This is a genomic window from Lysinibacillus sp. NPDC097214 (assembly GCF_050277945.1).
Taxonomy (GTDB): domain Bacteria; phylum Bacillota; class Bacilli; order Bacillales_A; family Planococcaceae; genus Lysinibacillus; species Lysinibacillus xylanilyticus_B.
Window position 1 is genome coordinate 440152 of sequence record NZ_JBNNSS010000004.1, and the last position, 25855, is coordinate 466006.

Below are 25855 nucleotides of genomic sequence, written 5' to 3' on the forward strand. Positions count from 1 at the left end.
GTTAAAATCTTTTACATGATGAGCTCATCATAATAACGTGGGTTGATCTTGTATAATCCAATAATTTTACAATTAAGTATCAAATAAAAGCGAAAACTCACGTATCGCAATTGTTGCTAAGTCAAACCACGAGAGGAGTTTTCGCTTTGTTCTCCAAGTTTATCAAATTGATTTTACCGTTTCCAACTTTTTTTCAAGTTTCTTTCCATCCGATGAATGATCAGTTTTAGGACAAATATTACTTATCGTATTTCTTAAACTCAGAAGTTTCCATTAGTCTTTGGAAAAAGATATCTTTAGCTTCCCTATAGTCCTCCATTGATTTGGCTTCGTACTCTTTCTTCAACTTATCATATGCATCGCGATATTTATTATTTGCCAATAAAATTTCTCTAAATTTCCAAAAGAAATCAAACTCAGAATCAATTACAGTTAATTGAACTCCTAAAGGAGGATTACTTGTATCATCTTTAAATGCCCTAAATGTATCTGTTTTGACACTTTCATCATTTCTTTCATATAAATTTGATAATAATTCTACCGCTTTCGAAAATTGTTCAGCACTAACACGTACTTGAATGTCTAAATCACCTTTAGTAAGGCTATCAGGAATTGCTGAACTACCAACATGCTGGATATCAGCCTCTGGTAGAAATTCTTTTATTTTATTTTCGTGTATCAAAAAAGTTTTCTCAGCATTTTCATGAAATAGTTCACTATTAAAAAAATTTACTTTTTCCATATAAAACACCATCCCTATCTACCCTTTTTATACAAAGTAGCAACGTTACATAGTCAACTACTTTAGTAAATATTACTAAACTAATTCTATTGTAAGCGTAGTAATTCCAATTGGTACTTCATCCTTTATTTTACCATCATAGCCCCATTTTACCTATCGCCAATATGTAATGTTTCATCTGGATTCTTCGCAAGATTTACAATAATTATTCCTAAAACTGCACTACCTACAGTTTTAGTTACTTAAACTACTACACTTCGGGCATTTATCTTTTTAGCGATTATGCCAGTCGTTAATCTTGTCATCCTAGCTTGTGGTGATGAGCCAAATTATTGACAGTTTACCATATACTATATTTTATTTAGGCTGTTTTCATAAACTTTGTTGCTTTTAAGCCAAAAAGTAATATTGTGATACTTTAATGACATAAAAGGAATTAAACGGTCATTATATAAAGGTTTGAATATAATAAATTAGGAATAACAACCAACTTCTGGGGAGGTGAACCCAAATTAATAAATATAGTGTTCTTTCACTTACTACTTTAGTAATCTTCGTTGTTATGTTTTTTACAATGTGGAGTGGAGTGTCGTTAGGAGCATTAGGTAAACCATATATTCTTTCAATGTTTTTGTTCCCATTATTAGGAGCTTTTTTAGGATTCAAAGCAAAAAAAGGTTTATTAAAATGGCTACTAATAATACTTAACATTATTGCAATCTGTATCATCGGGTATATTGTATTACTTGCTTACGGTATTGCCGAAAGCTAATTAAAACAAGATGGGTAGCATTCATTTTATGCTGGTGGTATACCAGAAGATCGAGTGAAAGGAAAAGAAATTTGGTATTATCGTGAAAACGGAAATTTAGTGATGCGTTTTGATATAGGGAAAAACGGAAATGTAATAGATTCATATAAATACAATAATCAAAAATAGTTAGTTGATAAATGGGATCGGAAAAACAGAGTTAATCTACAAAAATGTGTAGACATTTAGCTCTGTTTTTTTATATTCCGAAACTGAATATATTTGTTGGGGATGCTGGAAATCAAGTCTCTTTAACTAAAGGGAATCTTTATGAAGCTGTAGAAATTAAGTCTTAGGAGCTTTAGCACTCAAATTTTTGGATAATGGAAAAGAAGTAGATTATATAATGGAACATTCGCTACCTTTCTGGAAAATATCTATTTTAGAATGAATCATCAATAACTATAAAATTCAAAACCACACTACTACGTGTGTTTTTTCATGCTGTCTTTATGTTTTATAACAACAATCTTTGAGAAAACAGCATTTATTTAACATAATTGACTTCTTAAAATGAAAAAACCCGATTATCAACTATATGATAATCGGGTAGTTTAATAGGTTAAAATTATAAAAGTCCTTTACGTAATTCAGCTGCTGATTTTGGTGATAAAAGACCGAATGGGATATCGAATACTGTTTTAGCACCTTTGTCTCCAGCTTGGTTTAAGCGATGAGCTGCACGTGCAAATGCTACTAGAACACTAGACGTGAAGTTTGGATTACTTTCAAGTTTTAATGAGAATTCTAGAATTTGTTTTTCGTTAGCGCCGCTTTCCCCACTACGAATAACGAATCCACCATGTGGCATGCCTGTGTGGTTTGCTTTAAATTCTTCTTCAGAAATAAAGTTTACTGTTGTGTCATACTCATCAAAGTAGTTTGGCATCGTCACGATTTCTTGCTCAACTTTCGCAGCATCTGCACCTTCCTCAAGAACAACCCAGCATTCACGTGCATGTTTTTCACGAGTTGTCAGCTCAGGATTTTCACCGTTGCGAACACGGTCTACAGCCTCTTGAATTGGTAATGTGTATTGTACTGCATTTTTAACGCCTTCAATGCGACGCACTGCATCTGAGTGACCTTGACTTAAACCGTCTCCCCAGAAAGTATAAGTTGTGCCTACTGGTAGAACTGTCTCCCCGAGTATACGATTTAAAGAGAATAAACCTGGATCCCAGCCAACTGAAATGACGGATACTTTACCAGATTTTTGTGCCGCAGCATCTACAACCTCGAAAAACTCAGGAATTTTCGCATGAGTATCAAAGCTATCAATTGTATTAAACCATTGTGCAAAGTGTGGTCCTTGCTCTGGTAAATCTGTTGCTGAGCCACCACATAAAATCATTACATCAATGTCATTTTGGAATTTTTCAGCATCATCCACTAAATATACGCTTGCATTACTTGCAATGTTTACAGTTGAAGGATCGCGACGTGTGAATACCGCTACTAATTCCATATCTGGATTTTGTGAAATAGCAAACTCTACACCGCGCCCTAAATTTCCATAACCTACAATACCTACTCGAATTGCACTCATTAAAAATTCCTCCTCACGATTACGTGACTATGTGAAGCCCTTCACGTTAAATCTACTTACAATAATACGTTGTGTTAGGAAAATTCACAATAGTTTGAGTACGAGTTTTTCTCTTGAAATCATACAAGTTTTCTATGATTTCTATTCGTAAATGGCATGAATACGGTTACATATTAAAAATCAAATGACTAACCTTTAAGTTTTCGTTAAAGCCATGTAAATGAAGACTTTTTCCACCGCATGTCTTGTACAATAAAACTAACGACAAAGGGGGCATGTTGAATGAAAGGTAATTATTATTCACCAAGCACAACATTGAAACAAGGAGAATTACTTACTCGTCCATTCCAAAATGCACAAAAATCTGCTAAAGCTCACATTGAAACTGAGGTAAAGCACAAAAAGATCCCACCCGACACACACCAATGTTTAATGGTTATACCTTTTGGCGTTATAGAAGAAACCCTAGCTATCTCCGTACAAAACCGAAGAGTCAATGAGGCTAACTTTTACCATAGCGGCAAGGAGATAGCACGCTGGTTAGTTAAAAAAAGTGAATACAATAAGCTTTAGTATTCCTCACAGTATTTCCTGTGCTAATTCGGAAAGACGCTTTTCATTAATAATGTGATAGCCATTCTTTTTCTTCTCTAAAATTTTTTCTTCACAAAATTGTGCAAGTACATATAATAAATGTCGATAGGAAACCCCTAAATATTCACAGATTTCAGTATGCTTTTCTTTATAGACTCCTTGATCTGAAGAAAATTGAATAAATGCAGCAAGTCGATTTTCAAGTGGAAATGCTTGATTTTGTGTATATTTTGACGTCATTTTGAACGCCTTTTCCCCTAAAAACAAACAAAGTTTACGTAAAAATAGTACATCCGTGAGTAACTTTGCTTTGCAGGACTGTTTAATCGAAAAACAAATCGTCTCGGTTACTGTCTGAATCCCCTTCGTATATCTTGCCTCATTAAGTAACTCAATTTCCCCCATAAAAAGTGGTGCCTCCAAGTAATCGATAAGCGAGACCTTGCCATTTTTATGTGTCATGTATAGCTTCGCCTTTCCTTCGATCATGTAGTATAGCGTATCTGGAAATGACCCTTCTTGAAAAATCCATTCACCTTTGTCAAACTTACATATTTCTAGAAATGGATCAATTTCAAAAGAAAAAAAATCATCTATTGGAAATTTATCTAGATAATATGATCGTTCCTCAGCTGTCAGTATTTGCATTTTTTAATCTCTCCTCCGAAATAATGTGAGATATCTCACATTATTGTAACGATGAACGTGCTATTATTCAACATAGTTAAATTGGAGGTACGGAATATTTATGAACAATCAACGATGGCTTTCTCAAAATTTCTTTGCATTTTTCTTTACATGGGGTATTTTCTTACCTTACTGGACTGGTTGGCTTGTAGATGCCAAACATCTTACAGTTTCACAGGCTAGTGTCGTAATGGGCTGTGGTCTTTTAGCACGAGCAACATCAAATCTATTTTTCTTCCCGACGCTTGCAAAATATGTGAATAACAAACGACTCACTAGCATTCTAGCAATAGGTGCCCTCATCACAACTTTATTTTACTTACTAAGCACGAGCTTTATCTCGCTTCTTATTGTTACCCTTTTATTTAGCGTTTTCTATCCAGCACTGCTACCTGCCGTTGAAAGTAGCGCGGCAACGCTCGTACAGCATGGAAATGTACACTATGGTAAAAGCCGCTCTTATGGTTCCCTTGGCTTTGTCATTGCAGTATTAATCATTAGTATGCTGACAGGTGCATTTGGCAATGACATTATTTTTTGGAGTATGGTGGTCGGCCTGATTGGTATGCTGTTGATGCAACAAATGGCTACTCCACAAGAGTTACTCGTTGTACCGACGAAAGAACAACGTGCAAAATCATTGTCGATGAAAACATTATGGTCTATTAAAGGCTTCCCTATTGTTTTATTAATCGTTATTTTATTACAAGGCGCTCACGCTTCTTATTACAGCTACGGCTATATATATTTAGGTGATTTACATGTCGACCCATTCTACATGGGCATGATTATTAACATCGCCGTTATTTGCGAAATCTTATACTTTATGAAGGCTGATACACTATTTAAAAAATGGCGCTCATCTTCTTTATTACTTTTAGCAGCAAGTGGTTCATCATTACGTTGGCTACTTATTTACCTATTCCCGAATGTCTGGGTATTTATCGCTTCTCAAACATTACATGCATTATCTTTTGCTCTCGCGCATTACGCTTTTATCAGCTATTTAACAAAAGTATTGCCGAAGGAGCAAATTCCAAATGCACAAGGCCTTTACTCTGCATTAGCAATGGGATTAAGTACAGCTATCCTTACATTTTTAGGCGGCTATCTATACGAAATTTCTCCTGGACTATCATTTGCAGCAATGCTTATTTGTACTGTTCCAGCAATCGGTATACTGCTTACTACTAGAAATAAATATCAATATTAAAATAAGCAGGTGAGATTTTTCTCACCTGCTTTTCTATTTACTCACTTTGGATAATACGAAAACCCAGGATATTTCACGACCGGCCACTTTTCCTTTCTTAATACATGTAGAAGTTCCGGGCCAATATTTAAATTGCTTTGTACCAGCTCAGCTGGAGTAAGAGCCATCCATTGATTTAATGAAACATCTTGAAACCTATCACTTTTAAACATTTCAAGGAACCATAATGTCTCCGTACCGGTATTCTCAATGTAGTGTCCATTTGCAAACGGCACGTATCCAACATCTCCTGCACGATAATCGAATGTTCTCGCCACACCATTAGCTGTAAATACTGTCATACGCCCTCTCCCTTGTAGGTAATATTGCCATTCGTCATTATTCGGGTGCCAATGCAGTTCTCTCATAGCACCAGGTTTAATCTCGACAAGTGCTGCTGCGATATTTTTAGAAATAGGAAAGTTTGTCGAATCCACAATTCTGACACTGCCACCGGGGGTTTTAATAGGAGTTTGTGCAAGCAGACGATGCTTGAAGGTTTGAGGAACTGTACCATATGGAGATTGCACTTTTTGTGTGTCAAGAGTTCCCGGAACCTTATCTTGATAAATATAGACTTGTTCTTTTGGAATATGTTGAAAAGCGCTCATCGGAACACCAAAATTAGAGGACAGCACATCTTTAGGAGTATGGGCAAACCAATCAGATATTGAAAATGTACTAAGATCTGAAAAATGCCCATCGTCAAACACTAGTAAAAATTCACAGCCATCTTCAAGACCCTGTATGGAATGAGGAATCCCCGGTGGAAAATACCATAAATCCCCCGGCCCTACATCGGCAATAAAATTACGACCATTTTGATCGACCGCTGTAATGCGTGCATGACCAAGAAGCATATACGACCATTCTGCCTGTTGATGCCAATGTAACTCACGTACCCCACCAGGTGTCAAACTCATATTGACACCTGCCAATGTCGTAGCAATTGGCAGATCGCGAGCAGTAATTTCTCGAGACCAACCACCATGTTTTAAAACCATATGCGTATCAGAAAATGAAAATTTTAAATTTGGTACAAGCCCAGCATCCGTTTTTGGTGGGACAAGCATATCAGGATTTTCCAAATCCCTCATAATATCTCTTGGTCCTTTATCCACCCCACCTGCACCATCTTTCCGAATTGGCTGTGGAACATAAGAATAACCCTCTGGCATGTTCTCCAATTATTCACCTCTTTAAAAAAACTCGTTATTTACATATGTATGAGTTCTTTACTTTGATTATTCTTTTCCATTTAGCTTGGTTACAAGGATTGCAGAAGATGTTGATGTTAAATAAATCTCTGTGGCTCTCAATTTCGTATGATTTAACCAAAATTCCCTGACTTCATCAGGTTTCCCTCTCCATTCTTCCGGAAAATGTTCTTCTGGCGTAAAATCGTCCATCACTAACATACCTCCAACTGCTAATGCATCCAATAGCTCTACTCCTTCAATCGTTTTAGCCGCTGCTGCGTCAGCAAAAATAAATTGAAAAGGACCTTTTGCTATAGCCTCTTTCCAATCACCAACTATAAATTCTGCTTGCTCATGACAAATTGTTTGAGCAGCAGCCTCGATTTTTTCCTTTGCATGATCCACTGAGTAAAACTGTACGTTTGGTGCAATGGTGGAAAGAATCCAAGCACTGCCTACGCCATAGCCAGTCCCAACTTCAAGAATTTTTCCGTGTGTGATTTGACCGACAAGCACAGATAGCAATCTTCCAGCCTCATCCGAACAAGAATATTCGAAACTATTTCTTTGGGCTAACATTTTACTTGCCTTCACCAATTCCAGGATATATGTATTGGAGCGATATTTCGTTAACATAATCATCGACCACCTTTTCGAATTTTAAATTCTTAATTATTATTCGATTTTTTCCTTAAAATTCCTTTAAAAAACATCTAACCCCTAAATAGAGGTTTGCATCTACGTTAAAAATATATATATATGAATATTCTGAATTTACTGTATAATAATACCTATCTTTAAATAAAAATGCAAAGGAGTGTAATGGTTTATGGAATTTATTTTTGAATCTGAGGATTTAGGGGATTACTTACTTGAATTAGCTGTGGTTGATTACTCAAACCCGATTATTAAATTGAGGAACTATTTAACTCAACTCATACAGATGTTGAAAAAGCGAAGATTGCTTTTGAATTTGTTCGTGATGAAATATCACATTCTTGGGATATTCAAGGAGAAAAAGTTACTTGTCATGCATCAGATGTATTGAAGTACAAACAAGGTATTTGCTATGCAAAATCAAACCTTTTAGCAGCATTATTACGTTCGCAAGGTATTCCAACAGGTTTCTGTTATCAACGATTAATGTTGTTTGACACCCCAAAAAAAGGATATTCGATCCACGCTATGAATGCTGTATATCTTAAATCCCTTAATAAGTGGATACGATTAGATGCTCGCGGAAATAAAACTGGTGTTAAGGCTCAATTTTCAATAGATGAAGAAAAATTAGCTTTTCCAATTAACAAGGAACTTGGTGAAAAAGATTATTCTGTTATTTTTATAAAGCCAAACTCCAAAACCATTACTGTATTAAAGGAGCATACAGATTTATTAGAAATGTATAAGCACTATTTACCTGAAAGTATATAACAGCGGCTTTAATTAATTAACATAAATATCATCACTCGTATCTATTCTAAATCTAAAATAAAAACGGTAAAAAAGATGCAATAGAAATTGCATCTTTAAGCATTTATTTTTCCCCAGTTGCTAGCAAGAAATAAGACTTTTTCCTTCAACATGCTAGTCATTGGTAATCATCAATTATAGTCTAACTTTAACCTCAGTGCCGTCCTTTGCTTTGACATCTACTAGCACGATTCCCTTATAATTTTTCAGTTCCTTGACGATAGGCTTTAGCGTGTTTTTATCTATAAGTGGAAAGGTAAAGTCTATTTTTTTTCTTTCGAATGGCTCTTTTGTCCATTTGTTTAAATTTCGTTGCAAAAGTTTCGATGACAAAATTGAAATAACAATGTTTAACATAGCATATGGCATTGGGATATTAAGCCGAAAGCCTTTTGTTTTCACTTTTACATGCATCATAAGCAAATCACTATTCAATGATGACCGAAACGGTATCTCCGTTTGCTGATTTAATATCAACAATTTGGCCATCTAATTCATTTTCAATTGCTTCAATAATAAGGTTTATATCTATATCTTTAACGTATTTTTCCGCTTGAGGAACACTCGCTGCGATGCTGTGTCCAGCCAATAATACTACCTTGACAAGTTTTATAGGCAAATTGACCATGACATTATCATTTTCGGCTGATACAACACGGACTTTTAAAGTTTTATCTAAATATTTATTCGGTTCTTCATTACCTGTTTCTTCTTTTTCCTTTAATACTTGAATCAGCTCTGATCCCTGTTGTGCATCAATCTTTCCTTCTTGGACCATTGTTAATACTCTTGCAATTTCCTCTTTCATGATAGATTCCTCCCTATTCTTCTTTTAAAAGCTTAATAGCTTCTTCTGGTGTGATCTCGCCATTTTCCAACATGGTAACAACTTTATTCTCGTCTACTTCATTTTTCTTCCTCTGTACATATCCAAGGGATGAAATAATGTCTGTTAGCTTGCCTCGAACCGTTGGATACGATATCCCCAGTTCCTTTTCCACTTCTTTGATATTCCCCCTGCATGTTAAAAATACTTCCACAAAATGAAGCTGATCCTTTGATAAAGATGCCAGCTTAGATAATTCAAACTCATTTTCAATCGTTGTATGACAATGAGAGCACTGCAACTTTGTAATTTTCAATGTTTTACTGCAAACAGGACAATTTGTGATAACTTGATATGCCATAGTGAAATCCCTTCCTTCTAGTTGATTTGATTATACAACAAGAAATCGAAAATGCAAGTAATTAAAGTTAAACTTTTTAATTACAAAAATAAATATTATTAATTTGTTGTTTAAAATTATTAATTAACCATTTTCACTTTTAATGTGAATTAACTTATGACTATACATTTTAACTCCGTCCAGCATTAGGCCAACAAATGTCTTTTGTGCAAAGAGAAGCGACCGCGGCGGATGTTTGGACACCCATTAAAGGAAGATAAACAAATTCGGTCCCTATCTTAGAAATTCTCTTCAATAAAGGCCATACTTCCCGCTACAATATTATGGTAAAATATTTTTTGTTCTAAATTTTTCAAGAAAAGGAGGAAGGATATGGAGCATATAAAAGATCAACCAAAAAAGACAAAGAAGGACTTTAGCTCAAAAGACGCTGTTTTTGTTTTCTCCTCTTTTACATTCATTTGTGTGGCAGTCATTTTTGCTCTTATCGTTTATGATGTATTTACGATACATAAATTCCTATCATTTGATCAACCATTTAGGATAGTATTGAGTATAGTTCTCTCTTCATTCGGTCTACTTTTGTTTGGCGTAATCTTAACAATGTATATTCCCTCGAATTACATGGACGAAACTAACAAAAGCTATCAAAACTATTCGTTGTTGGCTATTTCTTCCTTTATGTTTATAGCAGCATTATTTGAAGAATTGTTGTTTAGAGGAATTATTCAAAATTTACTTCTTGTATTTATTGAACACAAATGGGCTGCCATTATCATAACAACTTTATTGTTCTTAGGATTTCATATTCAATACTTCAAAAAACCTATTATGTTACTAAATATCGCCATTCCTAGTCTAATTTTCGGATGGATCTATTTTGAAACAAACAATATCATAGTACCTTTTCTTGCGCATTTTCTGATGAATCTCGGAATGACATTATTATTCAAATACAATTTAATAAGTTTGAAAAAGTAATTAAAAACATCACACCCCTAAAGGTGTGATGTTTTTGTTCTTAATGTCGTTTTACTACCGTTTCAACTACGCATTCATATAATATTTCTAAGCCAACCTTTAATTCTGACTCTGTCGCATAAGCATATGATAATCGAATATGCTGGGTATCTTGCGGGTCATAGATATAGCCTGGATTAATAAGGACTTGTCGATGCAAAAGCTTAGTAAACAACTCTTTATCAACAATGGGCTCATGAAACTTTAGCCAAATATAAAAGCCTCCTTTTGGCTTACTCCACTCCGCAATATCATAGAATTTTTCTTGTAATATCGTATCTACATAATCTGCTCTTTGCCGTAATTTTTGGCGTAAGCCGACGATATGCTTTTCATACTTTCCAGACTGCAACCAATGCAGCACAATTTCCTGCGAGATGGCGCTTGATCCATAATCTGTTTGCATTTTTATATCCGCCAATCGCTCAATAACGGTTGTTGGACCGATTAACCAGCCGATTCTAAGCCCAGGACTTAATGTTTTCGAAACACTTCCAATGTAAAGGACTTGTCCGCTTTCATCCATTGATTTTATTGGGTAAGTTGCCGCTTCAAAGAGCAGTTCATGATACACATCATCCTCAATGATGGGAATGCGAGACGCTTTACACGCTTCATAAAGCTGCTCTTTTTCAAACGTTGTCCACACGCCTCCTGTCGGATTGTTTAACGTAGGGACAGCATAAAATACAGCCTGCCTTTTTCTTTTTCGTTGAGCTAATGTTTGTGCAAGCTGTTCATCACGATGGATAGACAGCATTTGCATACCTACAGACTGAAAAGGATGAACTGAATTTAAATAAGATGTCTGTTCCTGAAATACAATAGACCCTTGTTCAAGCAGTCCAACTGCTATAAGCTGCAATGCCTGTAGTGCACCAGAGACAATACAAACATTTTGGGGATTTGTATGAATGCCCCTTTTTTTAACGTAAACACAAATTGCTTCTCGAAGTTTAACGCTTCCCTGCGGTGATGAATAGCCTAGAGTTTTCGGCTGCAAAGAGAGCTCTTTCAATGATACTTCAATTTCAGCTGTCGGTAATAAACTTGGTGCTAGTTCCCCAGTACCTAATCGAATGACATCATCGCGCTGCTCGTATTCATTGATTAATTGAATGGTATGATAATTGGGCTTATGTAAGCTTGTGTCAATAAAGGATTGCCAATTTGGCTGTGATTGTGTAATTAAGGAATGCCAAGAGTTTTGAGCTACAAATATACCAGAGCCTACCTTCGATTCCAATATTCCTGCTGCTTTTAACTCCTCTAACGCCTGCTGAACAGTACTGCGATTAACCCCAAACTGCATCGCTAGCTGTCTTTGTGTCGGTAGTTTTGTTCCTGCCACCCAATCTCCCCGTTCTATATGCTCAGTAATCCAAGTCACAATTTGTTGCTGTAATGTCATTTCACCTTGTTTTTTAGGTTGCCAGTTCATTCGTTTCACCTCAAACATATCAATTATGCCTCCGACGGATGTTTAGGTACCCGCTGAAAGAAGATAAAATTGGATGGATAAAAAACCATCCAATTGGTCGTTTTCTTTTAGTTATAACACATCTAGAATAGTTAGTGAAAGGAGGGAATATCATTGGAAGCATTTCTTCATGGAATGATTTTAGCGTTTGGACTTATTTTGCCTTTAGGCGTACAAAATGTCTTTGTCTTTTCTCAAGGTGCAACACAGCCACATCTAGTTCGTGCTTTACCCGCAGGCATAACAGCTGCAATTTGTGATACGCTTCTAATACTACTTGCGGTATTTGGTTTATCTATAATAGTGTTGCAATTTGAGTGGTTACGGATCACGTTAATGAGTGTTGGTATACTTTTCCTTCTTTATATGGGCTATACAATTTGGCGTTCTAATCCGGCAACTGCTACTAATAACGAAGCACTACCTGTAAAAAAACAAATTTTTTTCGCACTGTCTGTATCTCTCTTAAATCCACATGCCATTTTAGATACAATTGGTGTTATTGGAACGAGTGCTTTAAAATATAGTGGCACGGAGCAAATATTGTTCACGGCTGCATGTGTTTTAATTTCTTGGTTGTGGTTTTTCGGTCTTATTATTGCTGGTGCATCGTTGAAAAGACTTGATAGCTCTGGGAAACTTATGAATATTTTTAATAAATGCTCAGCTATTTTTATTTGGGCAACCGCTCTCTATCTTTTTAGTGGAATACTATAACCTTTAACAAAAAAATTGCACTTAATATTTCAAGTTCCTATATATAATCTACAACATTATAATATGCAATTTAGCTGAACTATTTTTGATATTAGTTCAGCTTTTGTTTGTTTTTAAAGATATAGCTTGAGTATATTGAATAAAAATATAGTATCTATCCGTAACGGTGCAATATAGTCGAATAATGATTTCCCTTAATAAAGTTCACACCACATCGTTAAGTCATCGAAGTAATAGATATACTTTTCCGAATATTACATTTACAGCCACTTTATTTTATAGGATAATTCAATAAATTGGTATAAATATTATATTATGAAAGTTAGGTGAAGTTAATTGTTTAATAATTTAGGTATGTCTTTTTTATGGATGTTACTTGCTTATTCAGTCGCAACTTTAGTAGTTTTTATACATATGTTAATCACCAATAAATTTTTTGGTGTTCAAAATGCGAAACAGGCAGGTACAACTTTTTTAAAATCACCAGTTTATGTTAAATCTAGACCCTATCAGGTTCTTTACAATGTTTTAATATTTCCAATTTTTCTTTGGCTATATAGCAAAGGAATTGATACAAATAATGTAAAAGAGTTTATGCTTTATACCGTTATCCAATGGACAACACTTTCAATAATAATTGACTATATAAGTTGGGTTTTAATTCCCCATAAATTTAGGTTAACACATAAAGAATTTTATATTGATTATCAACCTTATATTACTTTAATTTATGTTGCCATTTTTGTTAGTCATTATATAGTTGGATTTTTCATCTCGTAAATTTTGTAGGATTCGTAAACCTTTATTTATCTTATATAGGGAGGCACAATGATTGGAGAAGCTTTTTTACTAACGAAGATGCTTTCCAATAATAAGTGAACTGAATGTTCTTAGTAAAATATATGAATTTGTGGATGAATGTACTTAAACTTACAGTGGCGTTAGTTTAACAACATATAGAAAAATTCGTATATACTATACTTTGTTAAATATTTTCAGACCATATCTTTATACACAAAAAAGAGCTGAACTAATGTCAAAATTAGTTCAGCTCTTTTGTTGCGCATTGTATTTAGTGGTACTGATCTATTTTGTGCATTACTTTAATCCTTGACCATTTATACTTGTGCCTTAGCGTTTTTTGCGTCGTTCTATGCTTTTTCTGGTGACTCCTGAGCAGTTTCCGGGCTTACCTGATCACTTCTTCTGTCTACCCGAGCAGTTCCAGGGCTTACCTGATCACTTCTTCTGTCTACCCGAGCAGTTCCAGGGCTTACCTGATCACTTCTTCTGCCTACCCGAGCATTTACAACTTAAAATAAACAGAAACTTTTTCATCAAACATTGCTGTCTCTATATTCCGTTCACTACGATCGACACTCACATAATGAATATCATGTAACAACACATTTGCCCTTAATAATGCTTCGTGCTGCAGGATGATCGTTTTTACTTTAGCACTTCCAGCAATCGAAATCGATATATACTGCTCAACAGGAAGTTGCCATTTTTTGCGTGTATCTTGGATTGTGCGAATGAGTTCCCTAATTTGCCCTTCCTCAAGTAGGCTAGTTGTCAGCTGAACATTCAAAAGGACTCGACAAGAAGCTTCTTCGGCTAAGATGTACTGGTCCTTTACAACGGATTCTGTTAACACGTGCGCTTTTAGCAATGTTAGCTGTTCCCCATCAATCGTTAACGCAACTGAACCTGTTTGTTGTAATAAATTTTTCTCCTCATCACTTAAATTCACTACGTAATCTTTTACTTTGTTCACTTTTGCTCCAAATGCTGCACCTGCTGTTTTAAAATTAAGTTTATAATGAACCGTTTCATATGCAGAGAAATCATTTGTCCAAAGACATTCTTTTATGTTTAATTCATCTTTCACAAGATCGCTATATGGTTGATAATCGGTTAGCTTACCTTCAACAGAGACAATCATTTCACTGAAAGGTTGCTTAACTTTAATGCCTTGACTATTACGAATGCTACGGCCTAGTTCTACAATTGTTAAAACATTCGCCATCTCTTTTTCAAGCTTCGTATTCACGAGCGCTTCATTGAATGTTGGGTAGTTTTGCAAATGTACGCTATTTCCGCATAATTGTTGATATAAATCATCTGCGATAAATGGCGTGAAAGGTGCTAGTAATTGACAAATTGTCGTTAGTAACTCATACAGTGTACTATAGGCGCCTCGTTTATCTTCTGACAATCCGTTAGCCCAAAATCTTGCTCTTGAGCGACGGATATACCAGTTACTTAGCTCCTCCACAAGCTTACCGATTTCACGTGTTGCTTGTGTAAATTGATAATCGTCCATAGATTTTGTCACTAGCTGAATCGTATGATGTAATCGAGATAATATCCAATGATCTAGTTTTGTACGGGTACCAGTCTTATTAGCATCGTATTGGAAACCATCTATTTCTGCATAAAGCTGATAAAATTTGAACGTATTATCTAGCGTATCGACGAGCTTTGATTTCGCATCCATCACAATTTTCTTTGAAAAGCGTTTAGGATTCCAAGGAGAACTGTCGACTAAAAATGCCCATCTTAAAGCGTCTGCTCCGTACTGCTGAATTAGTTCAACTGGCTCTAATGCATTGCCTTTACTTTTCGACATTTTTTGTCCTTGCTCATCTAAAACATGCCCTAAAGAAAGTACATTTTTATAAGGTGCCTTGCCAGTAAATAATGTCGATACGGCTAATAAACTATAGAAAAAGCCTCGTGTCTGGTCGATACCTTCGATGACAACATCGGCAGGGAATTGATTGTTAAATGTATCCTGATTACCAAAAGGATAATGATGCTGAGCAAATGGCATTGAACCACTATCAAACCATACATCAATCACTTCAGGTGTGCGTTCCATGTCGCCCGTACATGTTGGACAAGTACACACAACCTCATCAATATACGGTTTGTGAAGTTCGATGTCAGTTAAAGTACCTTTCGCTAACTCTTTTAAGGCAGCAATACTATTTGGTGCCTCTTCATGACCGCAATCCTTACAAACCCACACATTGAGTGGCGTTCCCCAATAGCGATTTCGGCTAATATTCCAGTCCACCAGATTTTCTAAGAAATTACCAAATCTACCGTGTTTAATGTGCTCTGGATACCATGTAACTTGATCATTATTTTGCAAAAGCTCATCTTTCAATGCAGACATGTTGATAAACCAGCTATCAGTCGCGTAGTAAAGTAAAGGTGAATCACAACGCCAGCAATGAGGATAGCTATGCTCATACTTTTCCTTATCAAACAATAGATCTTTTTTAGCGAGCATTTTTATAATATCGACATCACAATCTTTCACAAACTTACCGACAAGCTCTGGAACCTCTTCTGTATAACAGCCTTTCAAATCAACAACATTGACAAACGATAACCCATTTTGCTGAACCGTTTTATAATCGTCCTCCCCATACGCAGGAGCGATATGAACAATTCCAGTTCCACTATGCTCTGTGACATAATCGGCCAGCACAACGACATGACCTTTATCAACGGTTACGTATGAAAAAGGTGGACTGTACGATACACCTTCAAATTCATGCCCATTATGCTCACTCAATATTTCAACGGGTTCAGTAAAAACCTTTTCCACTAATGATTTTGCCAATATATATACTTTATCGTGCTGCTTCACTCGAACATACACGAGCTCAGGATTCATCGCCAAGGCAACATTAGCAGGTAATGTCCATGGTGTCGTTGTCCAGCCAAGAAAATACTCCTCTTTGTCCTTCAGCTTAAACATTGCTGTGACAGATAAATCTTTGACATCCTTATAGCCCTGCGCAACCTCATGAGAGCTTAATGATGTTTGACAGCTAGGGCAATAAGGTGAAACGCGGTGCCCCCTATATAAAAGCTTTTCCTTATGCACATGACTTAAAATATTCCAAACGGACTCAATGTAATTGTTACTTAGCGTTAAATAGGGATCATCCATGTCAATCCAATAGCCGAGCTGCTCTGTAAAAGAGCGCCACTTCTTCTCATAAGTAAAGACACTTCCCTTACACTCCTGTATAAATTGTTCAACACCATATTTCTCAATTTCTTGCTTGCCAGAGATGCCTAGCTTTTTTTCTACGCCCAATTCTACAGGCAAGCCATGTGTATCCCAACCAGCTTTACGTTCCACTAAATAGCCTTGCATCGTTTTATAACGAGCCACGACATCTTTAATCGTTCTGCCAAATGCGTGACCTACGTGTGGTAAACCATTTGCTGTTGGCGGTCCTTCATAAAATACAAATGGCTGCTGTCCAACACGATTCGTCACGGATGTTGCAAACGTGCCTTCTTGCTCCCACAATGCTCGAATCCGTGTTTCTCGTTCAACCGTTGTTTCCTTCTTTTGTTCTGCATGCATATTAGTTCCTCCTATACAATTAATTTTGTATAAAAGGCATACAAAAAACCCCGTCCCAAGTAAGGGACGGGGTTAACCGCGAATACCACCCTAATTCTATTGAAGCATCGTTCAATAGCACTCAGCAACGTACAATCATACGTGTTCTTTTTAACGGTAGACACCCGGATCAGCCTACTATGTTCAGCTAATCTTCTCAGAGAGGATTTTCATGTAACACTTGCACACCGACTTCCACCAATATGTCGGCTCTCTGTAGAACAAAATGAAACACTACTCTTTCTCATCAACGAATTTGTATGCTTTTATTGTCACTCATCTTAACAAACTTAATTTCGGCTGTCAATAATTTCAAAGTACTAATATCGGTAATTATTTCCTTACAATTTCATCGAGACATGCCTCGATGCCATTATGAAGAGCTACGAACTTAGGCTTTCCATTTGTTTTAATGTAAAAGCTTTTTAAAAAGGCTTTACAGTTAAACAGTAAAATTCTGTGGTGCTGTACATCGAGCTGTTCCTTTCTTCCCATTAAAGTTATAGGTAGCTCTTGCAATAATTTTATGATCTCTTGCTCCTCTAAACCTTGCTCAAGCATTGTGAAAATAGGAACTAATATCCGTTCATCTTCATTGTGAATGAAAGCATAATTTTCTTGCAAAACGGCGTTCCATAATGCGCTTACAATTTCGATATAAGAATCCTTATTTAATTTTGGATTTTTCACCAATTCATCGATTGCATCAGCCATATGGGCAACACTATGAGCCCATCCTTTACCTGGCACGTAGCCTCTTACATCCGTTTCTGCTGATAAATAAGCTAGTAATTGCTCTTTACAATCATTTATTTTGTCCTCAGATAAAAAATCGTCTTCATGATCCCTATGTAAAATAAGTGCGATAAGAAGCGACGTAAATGTTCGAGTAAAAACTAAATCTGATTCTCTTTCAGTAATACCGTTAAAAAGCAGGTCTTTCAGACTATAATCTAGAAGATCCGTTAAAAGTGAATGTTCAAGTACGTTTTTTTCTAAAATTAATTCGTAAAACGACCCATATATTAAGTCATCTCTCAGTTCACTATCTAATGATCCAATATGTAGCATCATTGACTGTATGATATGTGTTTGATCCTCTTGCTGCCATGTTTTATTTCCGCTGTTTATGTCTGTTAGTATTTCTTTTAATTCAATTTCTTTAAGTAAACTTTTATTAAGTAACATATTCAATTTTCTCCCCTACTTTTTGTTTTGATAAAGAGTTTGCATATCATCTTTTACTACACCCTTTGATCATACAAATCCTTACAGTAATTGTACTCTAGCCCAAATACAAAAGGAAATTAAAAAAGCTAGACATTCTTGAAATTTTTGAATGTCTAGCTTTACATCACCTGACCAGATTTTCGACTACCGGAGCAGTTCCGGACTCAATTAGTCTAAATTTCGATCAGAAAAAGGCACAATGACGGATTTTTTATTTGAAGAAAGCACAATATTCGTTGATGGCGTTCCATAAGGCATTGCATCATCGATAAACTGCTCTAATGTTTCGACTGAATTGGTCGCAATTTTTACAATATAACTAATTTCACCTGCTACACGATAGCATTCAAGGACGTCGGGATGTGCGTTGCAAAAATTAGAAAGACTTTTACAATCAATTGATTTAAATAGTATAATGGCTTGAATGTCACGATTGATCTTTTTTAAATTAACCCTAGCACCGTAACCTTCAATAACTCCTTGCTCTTCCAGTTTTCTTACACGTTCAATAACAGCTGGAGACGATAAATGAACCGTCGCTGCTAATTCCTTCATCGACATTTTTGCATTTCGTTGCAATTGCTGTAAAATTTCACGATCTATTTGATCCATAAATATCCACCTTTTTTTATAAACTAGATTTAATAAAATTCCTTTTATTATAAAGCAATTCATTCGAATTACATTATACAGGTTCTGTCATTATATAGCTTTATTCACTACAATTAAACTTATAAAGGAGGCGATTACAACATGAAAAAAATATTATTACTATTAGCAAATGGTTTTGAGGCTGTTGAAGCGAGTGTTTTTACAGATGTACTTGGCTGGAATAAATGGGAGGGAGACGGTACAACAGAAGTAATGACTGTAGGATTACATCAGCAACTGCAATGTACATGGAATTTTAACGTAGCCCCCGAAAAATTACTTCATGAAATTTCATTGGAGGATTTTGATGCACTTGCGATTCCTGGTGGTTTTGAGGAAGCTGGATTTTATGAAGATGCTTTTAGCGAGGAGTTCCAGGCTGTCATTCGTCATTTCGATGAACAACAAAAACCGATTGCAACGATTTGTGTAGCTTCCCTCATTTTAGGTCATAGCGGCATACTACAAAATCGAAAAGCTACTACTTATAATCACCCAACAAGTAAACGAATAGCACAGCTACAATCCTATGGTGCAGACATCGTCAACGAACGAATTGTTCAAACTGAACATATAATTACCTCCTCAAATCCCGGTACTGCATTCGACGTTGCATTCAGCTTATTAGAAATGCTGACATCTGTGGAAAATACAAAAAAGGTAAAGGATTTAATGGGGTTTAATTAATTTAATGAAGCTGTCTCAATGATTTCAAGTGAGACAGCTTCATTTATCGAAAGCAGTTGCGGGGACAAGGGACTTTTATAGTTCATACACATACTGGGCATACATATTATTTTACTTAGACGATTTTAAATTTTAATCTTCTTTACAAATTTAGATTTGTTGAATATCTTACTGGATAATTTCGGATGAGAAAGCGCAAATTATTATTCAGCTTTTTTCACCATAAAGCAAACGAGCATACATGGTTCACTGCTATTATTAACGCACCAGTGCTCTTCGCCAGCGGGGATTAGTGTTGCATCTCCAGCCTTTTCTACACTGTATTCACCATTACTGTATGTTTCTATTTCCCCACTGAAAATATAAGAAAACTCATCTTCATCATGACAGCTCATGCCTTCAGTAGGAATTCGTTCGCCAGGTGTAAGAGAAATAACACTCATGCTCACTTCTTGAAAATTCCCTTTTTTTGTAAAAAGTTTCTTCATTTCATAAATCGGCATGCCAATGGGCTCGACTTGATTAATATTAATTTTTTCCATTTCATTTTACCACCTATTCTTTTTGGAGTTTTGGATCCAGGAAATCTCGTAGACCATCCCCTACAAAGTTAGCACCTATAGATATTGAGAAAATAGCTAACCCTGGGAAGGTAGATACCCACCAATTTTGAATAACTTTTGCCCCATCTGATACCATTGAACCCCACTCGGGTGTAGGCGGCTGTGTTCCTAGTCCAAGGAAGCTTAATCCAGAAAACATCAAGATTGCATTTCCTAGGTCAAGTGTTGCCATAACCAATAAGGGACCAAAGCTATTCGGTAAAATTTCTAAAAATAGAACTCGAACATGTGAAGCACCCATCACGCGAGAAGCAGTAACATACTCGCTTTCTTTTAAGGAGATAACCATTGAACGCATTAACCTTGCATAATTTGGCCACCATATAATGGCCATTGCAATTACTGAGTTTATGATACTTGGACCAAGTGCAGCTGCAATTACCATCGCTAAAATAAGTGGTGGAAATGCCATAATAAGCTCTGAGAAACGCATCATTATTTCGTCTACTTTCCCACCTTTATATCCTGCTATTCCCCCATAGAAAATACCAAAAGAAAAGGCAATTATCACGGTAATAATACCTGCTGATAAAGAAATTCTAGAACCATACATAACACGTGAGAATACATCACGCCCCAACTCATCGGTTCCAAAGAAATGTGAAAAGCTCGGTGGTTGGTATCGAATGGATAAATCTTGTACAGTTGTACTATGTGTAGCGATTAATGGTGCAAAAATAACAACGAGAATCCAAAATGCACAAATGAATAATCCCAGTTTAAAAAGAAATCCTTTTTGAGAGATAAAAGAGCTAAATTTTCTCATTATTTATACCTCACTCTCGGATCAATAATCCCATAAAGGATATCAATTAATAGATTAATAACAACATAAATAAAAGCAATTAATAATGAGACGCCACATATAGCTGGGAAATCGAGTGAAACAGCAGATAGGTAGGCATATTGTCCAATTCCTGGCCATGCAAAAATATTCTCAACGAGCACCATTCCACCTAGTAAATTACAAAATCCTATTCCAGCTACTGTAATGACCGGTATCATTGCATTGGAAATCGCATGTTTAACAATAATCGCAGATTCCTTCATACCTTTAGAACGAGCTGTACGTATGTAGTCCATTGACAACACTTCAAGCAAATTTGATCTTGTTTGACGAGCAATTAATCCCATAGTAAAGAATCCTAACACCGTCCCTGGCAGAATCAAGTGCATTGCCACATCACCGAATAATTGAAAATCCCCGCTAATAAGTGAATCTAGTAGAAGTAATCCTGTTCCCCCTTCAGGAGTTGTTGTTCGTGCATCAACTCGTCCAGGTCCAGGCGTAATGCCTAAAACCGAAGAAAAAATATTGAGCATGATTAAAGCAAACCAAAAGCTTGGTACAGATACTCCACTAATCGAAACAGTACGAATGATATGATCAATAGCCTTATTTCTGAAAATGGCAGAGATTGTTCCAAATAAAATACCTAATATTAAAGCAATCACCATCGCTACTATCGATAATTCCAATGTTGCTGGGAAGAACTGCATTAAATCATCAAACACAGGTCTACCTGTTCGTATTGATGTACCCAAATCACCAGTCAATAAGTGTTGGAAGTACAGAAGTAATTGACTAAAAAGCGACTGATCTAGTCCCCACTTCTCTTTAAAAGCAGCAACAATTTCAGGATTATTCAATGCACTTTGGCTCAAATTCGCAGCAACCGGATCACTTGGCACTAAATGTGAAAGAATAAAAACGAAAAGTGCCACACCAAATAATAAGAAAAGCAGAAATAATAGACGCCTAGCAATAAATCTAAGCAATTCGGATCACACTCCCAACTTAAATACAACTTCCTAGTAAATCTCAATAAATAGCTACTGTATATAGTTACCTATATACAAGTAGCTGCTCGATCGTAAAAAACTATTTTGAAAGCTTTAATTCATTTAATCGTAATTTATAAAGGTCGTTATAAGAAACACCTTCAAGATTGGCACCTACAGCAAATGATTTAGGGTGCTGTACTAAGAATGCATATGGACTATTCTCAGCCACCATTTCCTGCATTTTTCCGGAAATTTCTGCACGTTTTGTATCATCATTTTCCACTTTCGCTTGTTCAGCTAAACTTACTAACTCTGCATTAGCTGAAGGTTCCCAGTTAGCACGTTTCCCTACAATATCGCCTGGAATAAATGCTAATTGATTGTTTAGATCATAGTAGTCAGGTGACCAGTGCATAACTAGAAATGGCGTTTTCCCATTTCGATAGTCTTCGATAACAACCCCAACATCACCAGTTTGAATTTCCACATTAATATTAATTTTCGCAAGATCTTCTTTTACTTTTTCAGCAATTGTTACCCATGAAAGTCCTTCTGAATCGTAATTAGCAGCTGTTAGTGGTACGGTAAAGCCTTTTTCAAACCCTGCCTGTTTCATCAAATCCTTTGCTTTTTCTAAGTTTTGATAATTATCTGGCCTAGATTTTGCACCAACAAAACCATCTTGAACAAATGACATTGGTAATAATGAGCCATCACCTGCTAATAGCTGGAAGCCTTTATAGTCAAGTGCGTAACGAACAGCTTGCTGAACGAGCGGATTTGCCATTTCTTTTCCTATTTCAGGACTATTATTCATTAATAAGAATGATATTGTTGAAGTTGGTGAAGATACAACCTTCGAATTGCCACCCTCTTTGATGTTTTTCACTTGGTCAGGTCCAACGCTTAATGCTACGTCAATTTCACCTTTTTCAAGTGCTTTAATTTGTGTATTTGGATCCGGAATTTCTTTGATGATAACCTTACTCGCATTCACAGTACCCGTATAATACGGATTCTTTTCAAGAACCATCTCTGTATTTGGAGTCCACTTCTTCAATACATATGGACCACTGCCTGCTGATGTCCCATCAAGGTAAGTAGTTGCTGCATCAGTTGAATTTGCATCTTTTGCATCTGAGCCACCCTGTTCCTTCACAACTTTGCTATCTACAACTGCAAAGGTATTACTTGTAAGTTTTGAAAGAAATGATGCATCCTTTTCCTTAAGTTTGACAACAACAGTCTTGTCATCTGGCGCTTCCACGTTGGCAACTCCTTCTGCAAGAGCAGAAGCATTATCTTTTAAATTTATTGTACGATTAAAACTAAATACAACATCCTCTGCAGTTACAGCATTACCACTCGAAAATTTACGACCCTCCTCAAGCTTAAATGTATACACAAGTCCAGATTCGTCTACTGTATATTCTTTTGCAAGGCCTGGCTTTGGTGTAAGTTCTGACCCTTCCAACGTGTATAAATTCTCATATGTTGCATAGAAATAGAAATTCCCAAACACTTCATAAGCACGAGCTGGATCTAATGTTTTCCAGTCAGAAGCAACACCAACGACGATTGTATCCGTGTTTGATGTGCTTCCAGATTCATTAGATTTTTCTTCATTTTTGCTACAGGCGAAAAGCGATAGAACTAATACCAATAGGATAGACAGTAAAGAAATTTTTTTCATATCTAAGTTCTCCTTTTATAAAAAAATATATAGTATTACTTTGTATGCAAATGACATGCAGCAAAGTGCTTACTACCTGTTTGAATAAAGTCAGGCTCCTGTGTTTTGCATATATCCATTGCTACAGGGCATCTTGTATGGAACCGACATCCGGCAGGCGGATTAGATGGACTTGGAACATCCCCTGTAAGAATAATCTTCTCTCGATGTTCATCGCTAATATCTGGAACAGAGGAGAGGAGCGACTTCGTGTAAGGATGTTGCGTTTTTTCATATAGTTCATCACGAGTAGCCAATTCAACAATTTTACCTAAATACATAACTGCGACTCGGTCACTAATATGGTGTACAACGCTGAGATCATGCGAGATAAATAGATAAGTAAGGTTAAATTGTTTCTGTAAGTCCTCTAGTAAGTTAATTACCTGTGCTTGAATTGACACATCTAAAGCTGAGACAGGTTCGTCACACACGATAAGTTCCGGATCTAGTGCCAATGCTCTAGCAATTCCAACCCTTTGTTTCTGACCTCCTGACATTTCATGAGGAAATCTATCGAGGAAACGACTTGCTAGACCAACCATATCCATTAGTTCTTTAATTTTTGCTTCACCGTTTTGTATTTTATGAATTTTGAATGGTTCTAATAAAATTTGCTTAATAGTTCTACGTGGATTTAAGCAAGCAGAAGGATCTTGAAAAATCAGTTGTGCCTTTTTGGCGAAATTTTTCCGTTTTGTTTTTGAGAAAGTTGTAATATCCTCGCCATTAAATAAAATTTCAGATCCCTGATCAGGTGTATATAGACCAAGTAACGTCCTACCTAGTGTACTTTTACCACATCCACTTTCACCGACCAGACTAAATGTTTCACCCTTTCTTATCGTAAAAGAAACATCATCTACTGCTCTAAGTAAGCCTTTTTTTCCATCTGGGCTTTTAATATGAAAGGTCTTTTTTAAGTGTGAAACCTCTAAAATGTTTTCTACGCCATTGTGTTTTGATACCGCCACTATACCATCGGGATTATTTCTCATAATTTACGCCATCACCCTTTTCAGATCCATCATAAATAAAGCATTTTACTTCACGACCATCTTCTAGTTGAAATAATGGTGGAGCTTCCAATTTGCATTTCTCTGTTGCATATTTACAACGAGGATGAAAACTGCAACCACTTGGCATATTCAAAGCATCAGGTACAGTGCCTTCAATCGCTTCAAGTCTTTCCACTTTACTAGAGATTTTAGGGATGGCATTAAGCAATCCTCTTGTATACGGATGAAGAGGATCAGCAAACACTAACTCAGTTGGACTTTTTTCAACAATTTGACCAGTGTACATGACTACTACTTTCTCACACATTTCTTTCACGACACCCAAATCATGAGTGATCATAATAATACTCATATCTCTCTTTTTCTTCAGACTGTTCATTAAATCTAGAATTTGCGCTTGAATAGTAACATCTAATGCAGTAGTAGGCTCGTCAGCAATTAATAGTTTGGTATTACACGCTAATGCGATGGCAATCATAATTCTTTGTCGCATACCACCAGACATTTGATGTGGATATTCATGAAATCGCTGCTCAGGAGAAGGGATTCCTACCATTCTTAGTAATTCAATTGTATGTTTTTTTGCCTCTTGTTTACTTACACCTTTTTGGTGAATCAAAATTGGCTCCATAATTTGCTTACCACAAGTATGTAAAGGATTAAGTGAGGTCATCGGCTCTTGAAATATCATTGATATCGAATTCCCTCTAATCTTCCGCATTTCATAAGGTGAGAGTTTTAACAAATCTAAACCATCAAAATCAATATTTCCAGTGATTTCAGTATTAGCATTTTGTAGAAGTCCCATTATAGTAAGGGAGGTAACGCTTTTACCGCTACCACTTTCACCAACGATTCCCAATGAACTTCCTTGGGCTAGTTCAAAGTTTAAATTATCTACTGCTTTGACAACACCTTGGCGTGACTTGAATTTAATCGTCAAATCCTCCACTCTTAGTAATGTCATCAGTTTCACCTCTTTCAA

Annotated in this window: 25 protein-coding genes, 1 pseudogene and 1 other annotated feature; of the genes and pseudogenes, 8 read left to right on the plus strand and 18 right to left on the minus strand. The window is 36.1% G+C overall.

Translation table 11 applies throughout. The features are described 5' to 3' along the window. Positions 1-238 precede the first annotated feature (238 nt). Complete coding sequence (locus tag ACQKMI_RS12165; RefSeq protein ID WP_427489180.1) at positions 239-742, minus strand: GrpB family protein; 504 nt, start codon at positions 740-742, stop codon at positions 239-241. Positions 743-1304: 562 nt separating this feature from the next. Here ACQKMI_RS12165 and ACQKMI_RS12170 point away from each other — a divergent pair. Then, complete coding sequence (locus tag ACQKMI_RS12170; protein WP_427489182.1) at positions 1305-1514, plus strand: hypothetical protein; 210 nt, start codon at positions 1305-1307, stop codon at positions 1512-1514. 607 nt (positions 1515-2121) lie between these two features. Here ACQKMI_RS12170 and ACQKMI_RS12175 read toward each other — a convergent pair. Then, on the minus strand, positions 2122-3102 hold the full coding sequence (locus ACQKMI_RS12175) for a diaminopimelate dehydrogenase (protein WP_427489184.1): 981 nt from the start codon (positions 3100-3102) through the stop codon (positions 2122-2124). Between the two features lie 282 nt (positions 3103-3384). Here ACQKMI_RS12175 and ACQKMI_RS12180 point away from each other — a divergent pair, with 282 nt between their 5' ends. After that, positions 3385-3675, plus strand: a complete 291-nt coding sequence (locus tag ACQKMI_RS12180) for a hypothetical protein (protein ID WP_427489186.1) — start codon at positions 3385-3387, stop codon at positions 3673-3675. A gap of 6 nt (positions 3676-3681) precedes the next feature. Here the strand turns inward: ACQKMI_RS12180 and yeiL are convergent, their stop codons facing one another. Then, positions 3682-4344, minus strand: coding sequence for a transcriptional regulator YeiL (gene yeiL, locus ACQKMI_RS12185; protein ID WP_427489187.1), 663 nt, complete (start codon positions 4342-4344; stop codon positions 3682-3684). A 100-nt stretch (positions 4345-4444) separates the two neighbouring features. Here yeiL and ACQKMI_RS12190 point away from each other — a divergent pair, with 100 nt between their 5' ends. Continuing rightward, positions 4445-5596, plus strand: a complete 1152-nt coding sequence (locus tag ACQKMI_RS12190) for an MFS transporter (protein WP_427489189.1) — start codon at positions 4445-4447, stop codon at positions 5594-5596. A gap of 41 nt (positions 5597-5637) precedes the next feature. On the opposite strand, the gene ACQKMI_RS12195 is transcribed toward ACQKMI_RS12190, so the two are convergent. Together ACQKMI_RS12195 and ACQKMI_RS12200 are read right to left on the minus strand one after the other, a co-directional pair. After that, positions 5638-6813, minus strand: a complete 1176-nt coding sequence (locus ACQKMI_RS12195) for an oxalate decarboxylase family bicupin (RefSeq protein WP_427489334.1) — start codon at positions 6811-6813, stop codon at positions 5638-5640. Between the two features lie 66 nt (positions 6814-6879). Further along, positions 6880-7470, minus strand: coding sequence for an O-methyltransferase (locus tag ACQKMI_RS12200; RefSeq protein ID WP_427489191.1), 591 nt, complete (start codon positions 7468-7470; stop codon positions 6880-6882). 193 nt (positions 7471-7663) lie between these two features. Here ACQKMI_RS12200 and ACQKMI_RS12205 point away from each other — a divergent pair. Next, positions 7664-8265: pseudogene (locus ACQKMI_RS12205) on the plus strand (transglutaminase-like domain-containing protein). 174 nt (positions 8266-8439) lie between these two features. On the opposite strand, the gene ACQKMI_RS12210 reads toward ACQKMI_RS12205, so the two are convergent. The 3 genes from ACQKMI_RS12210 to ACQKMI_RS12220 are packed head-to-tail and all read right to left on the minus strand — an operon-like array spanning position 8440 to position 9491. Next, positions 8440-8721 carry a hypothetical protein gene (locus tag ACQKMI_RS12210; protein ID WP_427489336.1) on the minus strand — a complete coding sequence of 94 codons (282 nt, stop codon included), beginning with the start codon at positions 8719-8721 and terminating at the stop codon, positions 8440-8442. Positions 8722-8731: 10 nt separating this feature from the next. Further along, positions 8732-9112, minus strand: coding sequence for an SHOCT-like domain-containing protein (locus ACQKMI_RS12215; protein WP_427489193.1), 381 nt, complete (start codon positions 9110-9112; stop codon positions 8732-8734). A gap of 13 nt (positions 9113-9125) precedes the next feature. Then, complete coding sequence (locus ACQKMI_RS12220) at positions 9126-9491, minus strand: DUF2089 domain-containing protein (RefSeq protein ID WP_427489195.1); 366 nt, start codon at positions 9489-9491, stop codon at positions 9126-9128. A gap of 372 nt (positions 9492-9863) precedes the next feature. Between ACQKMI_RS12220 and ACQKMI_RS12225 the strand changes: the two genes are divergently transcribed. Then, positions 9864-10472, plus strand: coding sequence for a CPBP family intramembrane glutamic endopeptidase (locus ACQKMI_RS12225; protein WP_427489197.1), 609 nt, complete (start codon positions 9864-9866; stop codon positions 10470-10472). Positions 10473-10512: 40 nt separating this feature from the next. On the opposite strand, the gene ACQKMI_RS12230 is transcribed toward ACQKMI_RS12225, so the two are convergent. After that, positions 10513-11952, minus strand: coding sequence for a PLP-dependent aminotransferase family protein (locus ACQKMI_RS12230; protein ID WP_427489338.1), 1440 nt, complete (start codon positions 11950-11952; stop codon positions 10513-10515). A gap of 153 nt (positions 11953-12105) precedes the next feature. On the opposite strand from ACQKMI_RS12230, the gene ACQKMI_RS12235 reads away from it, so the two are divergent. Continuing rightward, on the plus strand, positions 12106-12708 hold the full coding sequence (locus ACQKMI_RS12235; RefSeq protein ID WP_427489199.1) for a LysE/ArgO family amino acid transporter: 603 nt from the start codon (positions 12106-12108) through the stop codon (positions 12706-12708). A gap of 336 nt (positions 12709-13044) precedes the next feature. Continuing rightward, entirely contained in the window at positions 13045-13488 is a 444-nt protein-coding gene (locus ACQKMI_RS12240; RefSeq protein ID WP_386828116.1) for a hypothetical protein, read from the plus strand. 526 nt (positions 13489-14014) lie between these two features. On the opposite strand, the gene ileS is transcribed toward ACQKMI_RS12240, so the two are convergent. From ileS to ACQKMI_RS12255, 3 genes are all read right to left on the minus strand, one after another. Beyond that, positions 14015-17104, minus strand: a complete 3090-nt coding sequence (gene ileS / locus ACQKMI_RS12245; protein ID WP_427489201.1) for an isoleucine--tRNA ligase — start codon at positions 17102-17104, stop codon at positions 14015-14017. 59 nt (positions 17105-17163) lie between these two features. Continuing rightward, positions 17164-17403: a binding site (T-box leader), on the minus strand. Positions 17404-17476: 73 nt separating this feature from the next. Then, positions 17477-18331, minus strand: coding sequence for a DUF2785 domain-containing protein (locus ACQKMI_RS12250; protein WP_427489203.1), 855 nt, complete (start codon positions 18329-18331; stop codon positions 17477-17479). A 210-nt stretch (positions 18332-18541) separates the two neighbouring features. After that, positions 18542-18985, minus strand: coding sequence for an Lrp/AsnC family transcriptional regulator (locus ACQKMI_RS12255; RefSeq protein ID WP_427489205.1), 444 nt, complete (start codon positions 18983-18985; stop codon positions 18542-18544). Between the two features lie 141 nt (positions 18986-19126). Here ACQKMI_RS12255 and ACQKMI_RS12260 point away from each other — a divergent pair, with 141 nt between their 5' ends. Further along, entirely contained in the window at positions 19127-19711 is a 585-nt protein-coding gene (locus tag ACQKMI_RS12260; protein WP_427489207.1) for a DJ-1/PfpI family protein, read from the plus strand. Positions 19712-19914: 203 nt separating this feature from the next. Here the strand turns inward: ACQKMI_RS12260 and ACQKMI_RS12265 are convergent, their stop codons facing one another. The 6 genes from ACQKMI_RS12265 to ACQKMI_RS12290 form a co-directional block, all read right to left on the minus strand. Further along, entirely contained in the window at positions 19915-20253 is a 339-nt protein-coding gene (locus ACQKMI_RS12265) for a cupin domain-containing protein (RefSeq protein WP_427489210.1), read from the minus strand. Positions 20254-20266: 13 nt separating this feature from the next. After that, positions 20267-21100: an ABC transporter permease gene (locus tag ACQKMI_RS12270; protein ID WP_427489215.1), complete on the minus strand. Its 834-nt coding sequence runs from the start codon at positions 21098-21100 to the stop codon at positions 20267-20269. Continuing rightward, positions 21100-22113, minus strand: coding sequence for an ABC transporter permease (locus ACQKMI_RS12275; RefSeq protein ID WP_323645767.1), 1014 nt, complete (start codon positions 22111-22113; stop codon positions 21100-21102). The genes ACQKMI_RS12270 and ACQKMI_RS12275 overlap by 1 nt, the downstream gene beginning before the upstream one ends. A gap of 103 nt (positions 22114-22216) precedes the next feature. Further along, positions 22217-23812 (minus strand): ABC transporter substrate-binding protein, encoded by a 1596-nt coding sequence (locus ACQKMI_RS12280; RefSeq protein ID WP_427489217.1) that lies wholly within the window; start codon positions 23810-23812, stop codon positions 22217-22219. Between the two features lie 35 nt (positions 23813-23847). After that, positions 23848-24849 carry an ABC transporter ATP-binding protein gene (locus tag ACQKMI_RS12285; protein ID WP_427489219.1) on the minus strand — a complete coding sequence of 334 codons (1002 nt, stop codon included), beginning with the start codon at positions 24847-24849 and terminating at the stop codon, positions 23848-23850. Beyond that, positions 24839-25837 (minus strand): ABC transporter ATP-binding protein, encoded by a 999-nt coding sequence (locus tag ACQKMI_RS12290; protein WP_427489221.1) that lies wholly within the window; start codon positions 25835-25837, stop codon positions 24839-24841. The genes ACQKMI_RS12285 and ACQKMI_RS12290 overlap by 11 nt, the downstream gene beginning before the upstream one ends. Positions 25838-25855: the final 18 nt, after the last annotated feature.

What these genes read in the sequence shown, in the direction of transcription:
- ACQKMI_RS12165 (WP_427489180.1), bottom strand. Translation starts at nt 742, where the DNA reads ATGGAAAAAGTAAATTTTTTTAATAGTGAACTATTTCATGAAAATGCT.
- ACQKMI_RS12225 (WP_427489197.1), top strand. Translation starts at nt 9,864, where the DNA reads ATGGAGCATATAAAAGATCAACCAAAAAAGACAAAGAAGGACTTTAGC.
- yeiL (WP_427489187.1), bottom strand. Translation starts at nt 4,344, where the DNA reads ATGCAAATACTGACAGCTGAGGAACGATCATATTATCTAGATAAATTT.
- ACQKMI_RS12265 (WP_427489210.1), bottom strand. Translation starts at nt 20,253, where the DNA reads ATGGAAAAAATTAATATTAATCAAGTCGAGCCCATTGGCATGCCGATT.
- ACQKMI_RS12255 (WP_427489205.1), bottom strand. Translation starts at nt 18,985, where the DNA reads ATGGATCAAATAGATCGTGAAATTTTACAGCAATTGCAACGAAATGCA.
- ACQKMI_RS12175 (WP_427489184.1), bottom strand. Translation starts at nt 3,102, where the DNA reads ATGAGTGCAATTCGAGTAGGTATTGTAGGTTATGGAAATTTAGGGCGC.
- ACQKMI_RS12230 (WP_427489338.1), bottom strand. Translation starts at nt 11,952, where the DNA reads ATGAACTGGCAACCTAAAAAACAAGGTGAAATGACATTACAGCAACAA.
- ACQKMI_RS12220 (WP_427489195.1), bottom strand. Translation starts at nt 9,491, where the DNA reads ATGGCATATCAAGTTATCACAAATTGTCCTGTTTGCAGTAAAACATTG.
- ACQKMI_RS12260 (WP_427489207.1), top strand. Translation starts at nt 19,127, where the DNA reads ATGAAAAAAATATTATTACTATTAGCAAATGGTTTTGAGGCTGTTGAA.
- ACQKMI_RS12180 (WP_427489186.1), top strand. Translation starts at nt 3,385, where the DNA reads ATGAAAGGTAATTATTATTCACCAAGCACAACATTGAAACAAGGAGAA.
- ACQKMI_RS12280 (WP_427489217.1), bottom strand. Translation starts at nt 23,812, where the DNA reads ATGAAAAAAATTTCTTTACTGTCTATCCTATTGGTATTAGTTCTATCG.
- ileS (WP_427489201.1), bottom strand. Translation starts at nt 17,104, where the DNA reads ATGCATGCAGAACAAAAGAAGGAAACAACGGTTGAACGAGAAACACGG.
- ACQKMI_RS12285 (WP_427489219.1), bottom strand. Translation starts at nt 24,849, where the DNA reads ATGAGAAATAATCCCGATGGTATAGTGGCGGTATCAAAACACAATGGC.
- ACQKMI_RS12210 (WP_427489336.1), bottom strand. Translation starts at nt 8,721, where the DNA reads ATGATGCATGTAAAAGTGAAAACAAAAGGCTTTCGGCTTAATATCCCA.
- ACQKMI_RS12190 (WP_427489189.1), top strand. Translation starts at nt 4,445, where the DNA reads ATGAACAATCAACGATGGCTTTCTCAAAATTTCTTTGCATTTTTCTTT.
- ACQKMI_RS12195 (WP_427489334.1), bottom strand. Translation starts at nt 6,813, where the DNA reads ATGCCAGAGGGTTATTCTTATGTTCCACAGCCAATTCGGAAAGATGGT.
- ACQKMI_RS12290 (WP_427489221.1), bottom strand. Translation starts at nt 25,837, where the DNA reads ATGACATTACTAAGAGTGGAGGATTTGACGATTAAATTCAAGTCACGC.
- ACQKMI_RS12200 (WP_427489191.1), bottom strand. Translation starts at nt 7,470, where the DNA reads ATGTTAACGAAATATCGCTCCAATACATATATCCTGGAATTGGTGAAG.
- ACQKMI_RS12270 (WP_427489215.1), bottom strand. Translation starts at nt 21,100, where the DNA reads ATGAGAAAATTTAGCTCTTTTATCTCTCAAAAAGGATTTCTTTTTAAA.
- ACQKMI_RS12250 (WP_427489203.1), bottom strand. Translation starts at nt 18,331, where the DNA reads ATGTTACTTAATAAAAGTTTACTTAAAGAAATTGAATTAAAAGAAATA.
- ACQKMI_RS12215 (WP_427489193.1), bottom strand. Translation starts at nt 9,112, where the DNA reads ATGAAAGAGGAAATTGCAAGAGTATTAACAATGGTCCAAGAAGGAAAG.
- ACQKMI_RS12170 (WP_427489182.1), top strand. Translation starts at nt 1,305, where the DNA reads ATGTTTTTTACAATGTGGAGTGGAGTGTCGTTAGGAGCATTAGGTAAA.